Source organism: Priestia sp. AB (assembly GCF_028369225.1).
Lineage (GTDB): Bacteria > Bacillota > Bacilli > Bacillales > Bacillaceae_H > Priestia > Priestia megaterium.
Genome location: NZ_JAQMYN010000005.1, coordinates 152291 through 164717, shown reverse-complemented (window position 1 = coordinate 164717; position 12427 = coordinate 152291). Strand labels below are relative to the sequence as shown.

The window sequence follows — 12427 nt, the reverse complement described above, 5'->3', positions numbered from 1 at the left end:
AAACTTTTTATGTATGTATTTAACACGTGTACTAATTCACCGATTTTATTTTTACTGCATTTATTATAGAAAGGATAGATTTCAAACGATATAAAAGGAGAAATAGTCAATGACATTAAAATTCATTCATGGAAACTACTTAAAATACAACAAAGGAAATGGTTTTATAAGCTGTCATGTGGATGCACTTCATGCAGAACCACCCGCTGCTGATTTATTTACGGATAAAATTGTAGAAAATTTAGTCAAGAAAACAGGATGTGCAGGAATCGTTAGTACGATTTCCAGAACCATAGCAGATTTAAATAGAAATCTAAATGAAACAAACCATGAGGGGATACATGAATATAGAAGAACAATCCAAGAAATTGTTAAATCTTTAAAAATAATAGATAGTAATAATTTCCTTTTAACACCCTATTTGCATTTATCTTTTCATGGAATGAAGGACATACATTACGGGCCTCATGCAATTGAAGTGGGGACTTTATATGGACAATCTTGCTCAAAGGAAGTTAAAGATTGGTTCCAACAGGAGCTGACTAAAAAATCTGAAGATTCGTTCCCGAAAATCCATGTAATATTTGATAATAAATTTGTTGGAAACGAATCAATTGCCTTTCACAGACAAGGTGACAATAGCCGCTATCTAGGTTACAGTCATAATTTTAATACATTTCAAATTGAATTATCCCGGACTCTGCGCAGCAAACACAGAACTACTATAACAAAGATATTTTCCGAGATTATTGATGACTTTCAACAAACATTCGTCGCTACTTAGTTTTTAGGAATCTTTTCCGTCTACTATTTCTTTTATATATTTAGGTAAAACAAATGATGCACGGAAAATTTCAGGATCAATATATTGAGTATCTGTATGCTGTAGCTTCGTCAAATCGGCCTGAAGAGGATCCATTTTTTTAGAAGCAATCGTAAAACTCCAAATGCCGCAAGGGAAAAGAGGTATAGCCACTAAATATGTGCGGACAATTGGAAATAGCTCCTTTAAATTTTTAATTGTGCCTTGTAATGTAGAAGTATTGTAGTAAGGAGATCCTGATTGAAAAACAACTACGCCATCATCTTTAAGGCTGTTGTAGACATATTGATAAAAATCAGGTTGAAATAGTTTTTTTCCCGGTCCAACAGGGTCAGGCCGATCAATTATGAGAACATCATAAACTCCCTTTTGTTCTTGAATCCAATCTATTCCATCGCGATGTATCATATTGAGCCTAGTTTCACCATCATAACAAGAAGCCGGAGTTAGCCATGTGCGGCAGATTTCTGTAACTTTTGGATCGATTTCGACTATATCAATTTGTTGAATTCCGTCATACTTCATGGCCTCCCGTGCAGGACCACAGTCTCCTCCGCCAATCATCGCAACTTTTTTAGGATTTGAATGCGTTATAATCGGCACATGGCTAATCATTTCATTATAAATAAACCCTTCTCCTGTTGAAATTTGTGGAGTACCATCTAGCACCAACATTTTCCCATACCATTTTGTATCCACAATACTGATTTGTTGATAGGAAGATTGCTCATAGTGAAGCAGACTTTTTACTTTATACCCCATTTTCACTCTAGCCTGTCCAACGTAACTCCATATCCAGAGAACTCCATTATCATCCTTTTTATAACCTGAAAGAGGATGCTTTTCTGTCACTTTTTCCACCTTCTATTTCAAAAATTTGTGTTCTATATAAAATATGAATTATTTTTTATTTCGCTATAATTCGATAGCACAAATTTATAGATGCTTACTCTATTAATCTCTTCTAATTTCAATTTTCCTTCCATTCTTTCGACAATATTTCTACTTACTGTTTCTTTCAAAGCTTTTTAACCGTTTCTTCATCAGCACTTAGATAGAGTGTAAGTCTAAGTTATCTCTCCACTTTTATCTGGGTCCGTTCTTCAGTAAAAGTACGGAAGAAAACCTAACACAGAATGATACATAAGAAAGAAAGCGTAGTATCATAATTACCATATTGCAACAGCTTTACGCTGGATATAAAAAAGGAGGTTTTTAAGTAATGTTTTCTAAACGGCCCTTATCTGTACTTCTTATCTCGACTTTATCTATGATTATTGCTTTTTCAGTATGGTCTGTCTTCGCACCTATCGCTGCAGATATTCAAGTAATGTATTCATTAACCAATGCTGAAAAAAGTGTCTTAATTGCCACTCCCGTCTTATTAGGTTCCCTCATGCGAATTCCGATGGGGATTTTAACAGATCGCTTCGGGGGAAGAAAAGTCTATTCTTTGACTATGCTGGCTCTTTTACTCCCTACCATTTGTGCAGGCTTTACTCATTCTTATTCTATGCTGCTCTTTTGGGCATTTTTTATCGGCATGGCTGGAACAACATTTGCTATTTCCATTACATATGTCTCTAAATGGTATTCACCTCAAAAGCAAGGTTTTATTTTAGGAATTGCCGGGATGGGCAACTTAGGATCGGCGGTAGCAAGCTTTAGTATTCCACTTATCTTTTCTTCTTTTGGCTTGCCTTGGGTATTTTGGAGTTTAGCAATTGCGGTAGCCTTAATGGCTCTTTTATTATGGGTAGGAACTTCAGACCACCCTTCTGCTGCTTCCCCCAATACGCTGCAGGAATCTTTATCGGTATTAAAATTTAAAGAAACGTGGTTTTTATCCGTTTTCTATTTTTTAACATTTGGTGGATTTGTAACGTTCAGCATCTATCTTCCTACCATTTTGCATGATCAATTTAATGCTTCAACTGTAGACAGTGGACTGAAAACAGCTGTATTTGTCGTGCTAGCAACATTTGTACGGCCTCTTGGAGGATATTTATCGGATGTCTTCGGAGCAAAAAAAGTACTCACCTTCGTCTTTACCGGAATGCTACTAATAGGGTTATTTATTGCATTTACCATCACTGCCTTCTCCCTATTTAGCGTAGGTTGTTTACTTGCAGCCATTACTCTTGGTATCGGAAATGGAGCTGTTTTTAAAATGGTTCCATCTGTTTCAACAGGAAATATTGGAGCTGTTACCGGGATCGTAGGAGCATTTGGAGGAGTAGGCGGCTTCTTTCCTCCTATTGTGCTAGGCTTTATAAAAGATACAAGCGGAGATTACGTTGTCGGTTTTTCCTTACTAGCGCTTTTTGCCCTATTCTGTCTCTTTCTAAATTATTCTGGATTCAAAAAACAAAATGTACGTATTAACCAAAAGCACCTTGCCTGATTCCATGCAAAAAGCCTCTTTTTTCAAGAGGCTTTTTTGCATCAGCATTTTTAATAGCTGCTTCTTTTTACAGAAGGGCTAATCTTCACAGCACTTACTTTAAACCCCGGCATCTTACAGGCGGGATCTAATTTCTCAGAAACAAGGTTATTAACATTTTGAGAATCCGCCCAGTGAAAAGGAACAAATACGGTATCTGGCCGAATGCCCTCTGAAAATTTGCTTCTTACCACAATCCTTCCATATGAAGATTCAATTTGTACTAATTCTTGATTCAAAATTTCATATTTTTTCGCTGTTAAAGGGTGGATTTCCATAAAAGATTCGAAATTTCTAGCAGATAAAGACGCACTTTTTCGCGTTTGTACACCCGTTAAATAGTGCGACATCACTCTCCCCGTTGTTAAATAGAGAGGATATTTTTCCGTTATTTTTGCTTTAGGTACAATAGCTTGATTCGAGACAGGGACCATCATCGCTTTTCCATCACTATGAGCAAAACGCGTTTCAAACAGGCGCTCGGTTCCTTTATCTGTTAAGCTTCTGCATGGCCATAAAATTCCTTTTTCCTCTCGTAATCGTTCGTACGTAATACCAGAGTAATCCGCGATCCCTCCTTTACTTGCTATTCGTAGTTCATTAAATATTTCTTCAGCTGATGAAAATGAAAAATGTTCCTCTTTCCCTAAAGCTTTAGCAATTTCACATAGTATTTCCCAGTCGTGTTTGATTTCGCCGCCGCATGGAAAGCTAGCTTCGCGTAATGTAACTCTTCCCTCTACATTTGTCATGGTTCCTTCATCTTCCAAGTAGGAAGATGCTGGTAAGATCAAGTTTGCTAATTTTGCCGTTTCTGATTCAAACATATCTGCTACCACTAGAAATTCAAGCTTTTCAAAAGCCTTCTTAACAAAATTAGCATTTGGATTTGAAACTGTTGGATTTGAACACATCAAAAACAGCCCTTTAATCTCACCATCATGAATTTTTTCAATCATCTCATATGCAGAAACACCTTTTCTAGGAAGATCTTTCTCCTCTATGTTCCACACATCTGCTATATACATCCGGTGCTCATGATTTTCGATTGAACGGTAGCCTGGAAGCTGATCCGCTTTTTGACCATGCTCCCGGGCTCCTTGCCCATTTCCTTGACCGGTAATAGCCCCATATCCGCAGCGAGGTTTACCGATTTTCCCAACGGAAAGTAGAATATTCAAAAAATTTTGCACCGCAGCACTTCCGTCTGTTTGCTGCTCTACCCCTCTAGCAGTAAAAATCATTCCCGTTTTTCTTTGACCAAACATACGGGCAGCTTGGTACATCTCTTCAAGTGGCACTCCCGTTATTTCTTCAATGATATTAAATTCTAGAGACGCCACATATTGAATTACTTCTTCAAATCCATTGACACGTTCTTGTAGAAATCGTTCATCTAGATAATTTTCTTCGATAAGGATCTTCAAGATTCCATTGGCTAATGCCGCATCGCTCCCCGGCTTAAGTTTCAAGTGTAAATCAGCTATTTTAGTTGTAGCGGTTTCTCTTGGATCAATTGCAATAATAAAGGCTCCGTTTTCTTTTGCTTTCTCAAAATAAGGCATAATCGTTGGCTGACATTCCGCAATATTTGTTCCAGCTAACATAATACATTCAGTAAACGGAATCTCCTGCAAGCTATTCGTAAATCCTCGGTCCATGCCAAATGTTTTACTAGCAGCAGAAGCAGCAGCCGACATACATAAGCGTCCATTGTAATCAATATACTTTGTTTTTAACGCAACTCGAGCAAATTTCCCTAATAAGTAAGCTTCTTCATTTGTAATAGAGGCACTTCCATAAACACCTAGCGCATCTGCTCCATTCTTCTCTTGAATCTTTGCAACGTTTTCTTTAATATAGTGAAGAGCTTCTTTCCAAGAAATCTTTACAAACTCTCCGTTTACTTTTAATAAAGGATATTGAATCCGATCTTTATGCAAAGGATGCTGATGCGCATTCATTCCTTTGATACATAACCTTCCTTGAGAAGTAGGGTTGTCTGTTCCAATTGTTTTATACGTTTTCCTTTTTACATGTGTTTGTTCAACTAGCTGCATTTTGCACTGCATGCTGCAGTAAGGACACTGAGTATTATAGATACGCTCGGTTTCAACTTGCTTTTGCTGCTCACGAAAATATTTCAATAGCATCTCAGTCATCGTAGGTCCCCCTTCTTTCCTATAATAAATATGTGATTGCACGAGAGCGCTCTGAACTGAGCTGCTTCATTAAATACTCTCGATTGTCTACCTCAAACAAAACTTCTCTGACATGAACAATTCCTACTCGCTCGATCCAGCTCCCGACGGTTTCCAAATAGTTCCCCGTTTCACGGTAATATTGAATCAAAGAACAGCTGATTTCTACTGCTTCTTCGTTCGTTTCGGCCACATAAAACAGCTCCCCGCTTCTGGCTTCTGCGCTGCTTCCGCCGACATATATTTCCCATCCTCTGTCTATTCTTCTTAATCCTATATCACTTGTTGTTACATTCTCTGCAATGTGAGAACACGAAGCAATACTGATTTTGATATCACATGGGGTCTTTACATATTCAAGCTGTTTATCTAATTCATTTGATAAAGCAAGAGCAGGTTCATACTGACAAATACACGTTCCTTTCCCTATATAAACAGATACATTTTTAACTGTACGTTCATATAGCTGCTGAAGTCCTCTATCTATTTCCTCACTTACCAACGGAAGATATTCTTTTTTCACTCCAATAAGTTGAATGCGCTGATCACTTGTTAAACGAATATTAGAGATGTTGTACCTTTCAGCTACATTTGCTATGTTCCTTAATTCCTGTACATTTGTCAGACCACCGTAAATTTGCGGTACCACTGCATAAGTCCCATCGTGAAGCAAAACGGCCTGTTCATTCTCCGTAGTAAATAAAGAATGTCGATTGTTTTCATAATGAGGATTCATCATATCTAAATAGTAATGAAGACCGCCTTCACATAACGAACAGCCTTTCATGTCTTTAAACTTTAATATTTCTCTTACTTGCTGAACCGTTTCAAATTGATATTGCTGCATTTCTCTTACCAGCTCATCTTCTGATAAATGTGTACATGTACAAAAGGTTTTTTGTTCAATGATTTCATCAAACTCATCGCTTTGAATATATGTTAAAAGATCTGTTACAAGGGGTTTGCATCCTCCGCATGAACCAGAAGCTTTCGTGCAATTTTTTATTTCATCTACTGTCGTTAAATCATTTTTCTGTACTGCTTCAATAATGGCTCCCTTTGTTACACCGTTACAGTTGCATACAATATCTGTAAGGGGCATAGAAGTTACTGCATTTTCTTTTTCATGTTGAGAAGGAAATAATTGTACTTTTTCCGCTTGCGACAAATCCTTTTTTTCATTAATCATTTGTGATAGCTTTATAGCCTCACTGGTATCTCCAAAAAGAACAGCTCCCACTATTTTCCCCTCGCGAAAAACGACTTTTTTGTATATACCATCTAACATATTCGAAATCGTAATGGCTTTTGCACCTTGATTTTCCTTGAATTCTCCGACTGAGTAAACATCTATTCCTGATATTTTTAATTGAGTGGAAAGAACGGACCCGCGATAACCATCGTTTTTTATTTGGCAAAGGTGTCGTCCTAAGACTTTTCCTTGTTCGTAAAGAGGAGCAACAAGGCCGTATGTCATCCCTCGATGTTCCGCGCATTCACCTACTGCATAGATATCCGGGGTACTCGTTTCTAAATAATCATTTACGATGATTGCTCTATTTGTTTCTATTCCACTTTTTTTAGCTAGATTAACATTTGGCCTCACTCCTGTAGCCATTACAACTAAATCAGCTGCAATTTTGCTGCTATCGTTAAATCGGACGCCTTCTGCTCGATTTCCCCCTATAATCTCATCCGTATGTTTGTTTAATAGAAAACTCATGCCTTGCTTTTCTAATTCTTCTCTTAACATAGCAGATGCTGCTCTGTCTAACTGTCGCTCCATTAAGAAACCCGAATGATGAATGACTTGAACATCCATTCCCAAATTTAATAGTCCTCTAGCAGCTTCCAGCCCTAACAGACCCCCTCCAATAACCGCTGCTTTTTTATACTGTTTAGAAATTTTAATCATTTCCTGACAGTCTTCGATGGTACGAAAACCGAGGACACCTTCTTTGTCAGACCCTTTAACGGGGAGCATATACGGGCTCGAACCAGTAGCAAGAATAAGCTTGTCGTACATCGTCTCTCTGTTTTTATCTGTTTTTATTATTTTTCTCTTGGTGTCTATGTGCGTAACGCTTTCTCCTTTAAATAAAGTAATATTATTTTCCTTATACCATGCCAAAGAATGAATATTGATATCTTCAAGCTTTGTACTGCCTTGTAAAACGGTTGATAATAAAATTCGATTATAGTTAACGTGAGGCTCACTTCCAAAAACAGTAATATCAAAACAATCTGGAGAATGAATAAGAATTTCTTCAATACAGCGCATTCCTGCCATTCCATTTCCGATTAATATCAGCTTTTGTTTCGTCATATAAAAACCTCCAACACATAGATTCAGACCGTAAAATATACAGTTTTTATTATTTCATAAACTTCTCTAAAAGAAATGAACCTTGTTATAACTTCTAACATTAAAATCTGTTTAAAGCTTATGAATACGCCGATACCATTCGTTGAAAGCAAGCTTTTATATAGAAGATTAATATGCTTTAAAAAGGGGTAGAAAAAAGGATGCTATGCTTATATCACCTTTCCCTACACCTTATAAGTAATCTATATAAAATTTTGTTATCTTCTTTTTGCCTACTATTTATTTATTTTGAAATCAATTATGATAAAAAAAAGAGTCTGAATTGGAGGTTTAAAACATGTCAATAACCGTTCACGCCACTCAGTGGATTCATTTTCAAATTAAATTGTATAACCTTCATTCCAAAACGAGATCGCTTAAAGATCAAAAACTAGAATTACCTCTGCCAGAATTCCATCAAAACCTAATCATATTTACATCAGCAGCTCATCATGGCCTTACGTTTGGATATCAAGCCATTCAATGGGATACACCCTATACTTCCTGTCCGATTTACATAGAGCGTCAGTCTATTCCATGGTCCACTTTAGAACAACGTTCCCATAAGCACATAACCGAACATATTACAGCTATTTTCTTAGAGACAATGTTTTATAGACAAAGTCAATTCAAACAATGTCAATTTTGTTTTGAATTTATCATTCCTGAGAGTCTTTTTGACCATACAACCTGTCAAAACTGCGCATCACGACATTTTGGAGTGGTGTATTAATTAACAAACAAAAGCCTGAAGGAGTCAGAAAATCTCTGACTCCTTCAGGCTTTTGTTACATGACTAGCTGAACAAAAAGTGGAATAACGGCAACTGTGACGACGCCTACAATAACAACTGCAATACTTGCCATGGCTGCCTCTACTTCTCCCATTTCAATCCCTACGGCTACTCCTAGCGCATGCCCAGAAGTTCCAAGAGCTAATCCTTTCGAAATTGGATTCTTCACCTTGAATACTTTTAAAAATAAAGCGCCCAGCGCATATACGATCACTGCATTAAAAATAACAGCAAAGGAAGTAATAGCAGGAATCCCTCCAATATCTTGAGACAATGGCAGCGCAATCGCTGTTGTAGCTGCTTGTGGAAGCATTGATTTCATCACAACTTCATCCATATGAATACCTTTAGCAATCGCAAAAATAATCGCTACCGAACAAACTGACCCTACCGCAATAGAAGAAAGAATTTGCCACCAGTACTTTTTTAATTTATCGGCTTGCTTATATAAAGGGATGGCAAAAGCAATTGTTGCCGGTTCTAAAAAGAAGCTGATAATCTTCCCCCCGCTGCTATATTCCTCATAAGAAAAATGACCAATTTTCAAAAAAGCAATTCCGAGTACCATTGCCACAAATAAAGGAGTAAATAAGAAAAAACCTTTTGACTTTTTAAATAAATACGTTCCAATGCCGTACGCAGCTAAAGAAACCACGATTCCAAAATACGGATTCATCTTTCCAACCACCTTGTCTCTTTATAATTGATGTTAAGCAATACCTTGTTTTTTCGTTTTTTCACTCATATCTACATCTTTTATTTCTTCTTTTGCTTTATTATCTTTTGTCATGCCAAGTATAAGCTGTGAAAATAAGCCTGTAACGCCTAACAAAATAATCGTTGCCACGATGATAACTAAACAAATTTGAATGCCGTACTGCTGCATAACACCTAATGAATTCATAACAGAAATACCTGCTGGTACAAATAAAAATCCGATCAAAGAAGTTAAAGCCGTTCCCAGTGATTCAACTTGCTCTAGTTTAATAATCTTCAAGCAGAGTGCAAGAAATAACAGCACAAGTCCAATGACTGAAGCAGGCATTGGAAAAGGCAAATGCTCTGCAATAAAATCTGAAATCAACATAATTACGGAAAAAATAAATGCTTGTGTTAAGAAGCCATACACTTTTTTAGCACTCATTTCTTTCACCTCTCTCTGTTTGTTGACTTCATTATATAAAATGAAAATCGACAAGAAAGCGTTTTCAAATTAAAGAGTCAAATATTTATGCTCACTTACAAAAATCGAGCCTTGAAATGCAAAAAAAAGCTTGCCAAAATGCATACGCAAGCTGTTTTTTCTTTAAATTCCTAAACGTTTCTTCAGTTCTTTAGCATATGTACGGCTGACAGGAACTCGCTCATCGTTTTTCATTACTAAATTATACGTAGAATTAAACCAAGGCTGTACTTCGGAAATATGATCTACGTTGACGATATACCCCCTGTGGACACGACTAAACGACTGAGAAGGGAGCTTTTTTTCTAGCATAGCCAGCGTATCAGCAGTATGGTAGGATTCTGTTATAGTCTGGATGGTGACTTCTCCTTCTATTAATCCTACAAACAAGATGTCCTTTATATTCACCAACACAATCGAATCGTCTATAGAAATCGCTAACTTTCCAGTTTGAGAAGAAGACTCTCCTATCGATTCTTCTTCTTTCACAGCGGGATGAGGAACACGCATTTTTTTATATTTATGAATGGCCTGCACCACTCTTTCTTCATCAAAAGGCTTCAAAATGTAATCAATTGCATCTACTTCAAAGGCTTGTAAAGCGTACTGATCGTACGCGGTTGCAAATATAATAGCTGGCGGATTTTTCATTTTTTTAAGCCTTTTAGCAATATCAAAACCGCTGTCATCTGACAATTGTATATCTAAAAATAATAAATCCGGCTTTTCATCCATCATTTTATCCAACGCCTCTTCGATACTTTCAGCTTCTTCAATGAAGTCTACTTCTTTCGTTCGATGTAATAAATATTTTAATTCATCTCGCGCTAACATTTCATCATCTACTATTAGTACTCGCAGCATATTACATACCCTCGCTTTTTAATTCAATTGGTATAACAAACGAAACCGCTGTTCCTTCTGTTACGTCAAACTCCAGCGTTGTTTCTTTTCCAAATAATCCGTGCAAACGTTGTTTAATATTGTAAAGAGCCGTCCCCGTTCCTTTTTCTGAAAAAACGGGCTGATTGCCAAGCTTTTGCAATCGTTTTGTGTCTATACCTTGTCCATTGTCTTTTACCTTTACGTATACATATTTATCTTTTGTCTCAATATAAACTTCTACTCGACAGTGCTTTTGTTTACGCGGAAACGCGTGCCGAATGGCATTTTCCACAAGCACTTGAAGAATAAATGGCGGAAGCAAGACATCACCTAGCCCTTCTTCAATATACATGTCAATTTCGTATTTATTAGGGAACCTGGCTTGTTCAAGCGATAAGTACGCGTGAACATGATCAAGCTCTTTTGATAACGGAATCAACAGCTGCCTTGCACCTTGCAAATTGGAACGAAAATAAATGCTTAGCTGCAAAAGCAGCTTTCTGGCTTTTTCTACGTCCTGTCTGCACAGCGCCGATATCGTATTAATAGCATTAAATAAAAAATGAGGATTCACCTGAGCCTGTAAAGCTTTAATCTCCGCATCTTTTAGCAATTTACTTCGAAGCTCTGCTTCGCCGAGCTCTAGCTGAGTTGAAAAAAGTTTAGCTAATCCTTCTGCCAGCTCTTCCTCCACTCGGCTTAACCCGCTCGCATCTTTAAAGTACATTTTTAGTGTTCCAATGGTAGTACCGTGAGAAGTAAGCGGCATCACAATAGCGGCATGAAGCGGGCAGTCTTTATGCTGACAATCAATTTGTTCTCTCGATTTTGCTTTCATAATTTTTCCTGTCTTCAGCACTTCGTGAGACAGCCCGGTAATTAAACTATGCGAAGGAACGTGATGATCAATTCCTTCCCCTACATGAGCTAAAATTTTGTGCGTATCAGTTAGCGAAACAGCATCCGTACCTGTGAAGCGATGAATAATATTTGCAACATTTTCACATGATTCACTAGTAAGACCCTGACGAAAATGTGGAAGAGTTTGATCCGCGATTAATAATACTTTGTGTGTCTGGAGCGCTCTCATTTGTTCCTCTTGCCGTAAAATGGACTGAATAATAGATAAGAAAATATAGCTTCCCGTGCCATTTACAATAATCATTGGAATAGCAATAATACTCACTAGCGTCCATGCCGAATCAAACGGTTTAGCAAATAATAAAATAATCAGCATCTGAAGCGTTTCCATCGCTATGCCTACAAGTGCAGCAAAGCGTGGTGTAATCGTTCGATGTTTTTTCCGGTAGCCATAGCCGATATATCCAGTTAACACCCCTGCTAAAACGGATGAAACTGCACAGCTAAACGCCGTACTCCCTCCTAACATAAAGCGATGAACGCCAGCAAGTATTCCTACTCCTAAACCAACAAATGGACCGCCAAGCAGACCGCCCATTTCTACACCCATAATTCGTGTATTTGCAATCGAGCTTGATGGATCTACTTTTAATAATAAGTCTTCATTTCGAATAATTGTTCCTTGAATTTCAATTCCCGTGTAGTTACTAATAATGCTAAAAAGAGAAAAAATAAAAATAAGTACAGCTTTTCCTTTATACCCTTGCTGTTTGCGGAGAAATTGCCGAAAAATTTTTGTATGTGCCAGCAAAAAACCTAAGATGACAATAACTCCTACTCGTTCTACCATCATAATTAATAAATGAATCATTT

General features: G+C 37.3%; 10 protein-coding genes. 3 read left to right on the top strand and 7 right to left on the bottom strand.

Going from position 1 to position 12427, the window contains the following annotated elements:
• Window positions 1-109 precede the first annotated feature (109 nt).
• Complete coding sequence (locus POF52_RS16940) at window positions 110-784, top strand: hypothetical protein (RefSeq protein ID WP_271993557.1); 675 nt, start codon at window positions 110-112, stop codon at window positions 782-784.
• Window positions 785-787: 3 nt separating this feature from the next.
• Here the strand turns inward: POF52_RS16940 and speE are convergent, their stop codons facing one another.
• Window positions 788-1675 (bottom strand): polyamine aminopropyltransferase, encoded by an 888-nt coding sequence (gene speE, locus POF52_RS16935; RefSeq protein WP_271993555.1) that lies wholly within the window; start codon window positions 1673-1675, stop codon window positions 788-790.
• 370 nt (window positions 1676-2045) lie between these two features.
• Here speE and POF52_RS16930 point away from each other — a divergent pair, with 370 nt between their 5' ends.
• A complete protein-coding gene (locus POF52_RS16930) occupies window positions 2046-3227 on the top strand; it encodes an MFS transporter (protein ID WP_271993553.1) in 1182 nt (393 codons plus the stop codon).
• A gap of 50 nt (window positions 3228-3277) precedes the next feature.
• On the opposite strand, the gene nasC is transcribed toward POF52_RS16930, so the two are convergent.
• On the bottom strand, window positions 3278-5428 hold the full coding sequence (gene nasC, locus POF52_RS16925) for an assimilatory nitrate reductase catalytic subunit NasC (RefSeq protein WP_271993551.1): 2151 nt from the start codon (window positions 5426-5428) through the stop codon (window positions 3278-3280).
• Between the two features lie 19 nt (window positions 5429-5447).
• Window positions 5448-7793, bottom strand: coding sequence for a nitrite reductase large subunit NirB (gene nirB, locus POF52_RS16920; RefSeq protein WP_271993549.1), 2346 nt, complete (start codon window positions 7791-7793; stop codon window positions 5448-5450).
• A gap of 337 nt (window positions 7794-8130) precedes the next feature.
• Here nirB and POF52_RS16915 point away from each other — a divergent pair, with 337 nt between their 5' ends.
• On the top strand, window positions 8131-8565 hold the full coding sequence (locus POF52_RS16915) for a hypothetical protein (protein ID WP_271993548.1): 435 nt from the start codon (window positions 8131-8133) through the stop codon (window positions 8563-8565).
• A gap of 55 nt (window positions 8566-8620) precedes the next feature.
• Here POF52_RS16915 and lrgB read toward each other — a convergent pair whose 3' ends face one another.
• The 4 genes from lrgB to POF52_RS16895 all read right to left on the bottom strand — a co-directional run bounded on the left by lrgB (window position 8621) and on the right by POF52_RS16895 (window position 12425).
• Window positions 8621-9301 (bottom strand): antiholin-like protein LrgB, encoded by a 681-nt coding sequence (gene lrgB, locus POF52_RS16910; RefSeq protein WP_013055484.1) that lies wholly within the window; start codon window positions 9299-9301, stop codon window positions 8621-8623.
• Window positions 9302-9334: 33 nt separating this feature from the next.
• Window positions 9335-9769, bottom strand: a complete 435-nt coding sequence (gene lrgA / locus POF52_RS16905) for an antiholin-like murein hydrolase modulator LrgA (RefSeq protein WP_028412310.1) — start codon at window positions 9767-9769, stop codon at window positions 9335-9337.
• Window positions 9770-9931: 162 nt separating this feature from the next.
• Window positions 9932-10672, bottom strand: coding sequence for a LytR/AlgR family response regulator transcription factor (locus tag POF52_RS16900; protein WP_271993542.1), 741 nt, complete (start codon window positions 10670-10672; stop codon window positions 9932-9934).
• Window position 10673: 1 nt separating this feature from the next.
• Window positions 10674-12425: a sensor histidine kinase gene (locus POF52_RS16895; protein ID WP_271993540.1), complete on the bottom strand. Its 1752-nt coding sequence runs from the start codon at window positions 12423-12425 to the stop codon at window positions 10674-10676.
• Window positions 12426-12427 lie beyond the last annotated feature (2 nt).

What these genes read in the sequence shown, in the direction of transcription:
- nirB (WP_271993549.1), bottom strand. Translation starts at nt 7,793, where the DNA reads ATGACGAAACAAAAGCTGATATTAATCGGAAATGGAATGGCAGGAATG.
- lrgA (WP_028412310.1), bottom strand. Translation starts at nt 9,769, where the DNA reads ATGAGTGCTAAAAAAGTGTATGGCTTCTTAACACAAGCATTTATTTTT.
- POF52_RS16930 (WP_271993553.1), top strand. Translation starts at nt 2,046, where the DNA reads ATGTTTTCTAAACGGCCCTTATCTGTACTTCTTATCTCGACTTTATCT.
- POF52_RS16940 (WP_271993557.1), top strand. Translation starts at nt 110, where the DNA reads ATGACATTAAAATTCATTCATGGAAACTACTTAAAATACAACAAAGGA.
- lrgB (WP_013055484.1), bottom strand. Translation starts at nt 9,301, where the DNA reads ATGAATCCGTATTTTGGAATCGTGGTTTCTTTAGCTGCGTACGGCATT.
- POF52_RS16900 (WP_271993542.1), bottom strand. Translation starts at nt 10,672, where the DNA reads ATGCTGCGAGTACTAATAGTAGATGATGAAATGTTAGCGCGAGATGAA.
- POF52_RS16915 (WP_271993548.1), top strand. Translation starts at nt 8,131, where the DNA reads ATGTCAATAACCGTTCACGCCACTCAGTGGATTCATTTTCAAATTAAA.
- POF52_RS16895 (WP_271993540.1), bottom strand. Translation starts at nt 12,425, where the DNA reads ATGATTCATTTATTAATTATGATGGTAGAACGAGTAGGAGTTATTGTC.
- nasC (WP_271993551.1), bottom strand. Translation starts at nt 5,428, where the DNA reads ATGACTGAGATGCTATTGAAATATTTTCGTGAGCAGCAAAAGCAAGTT.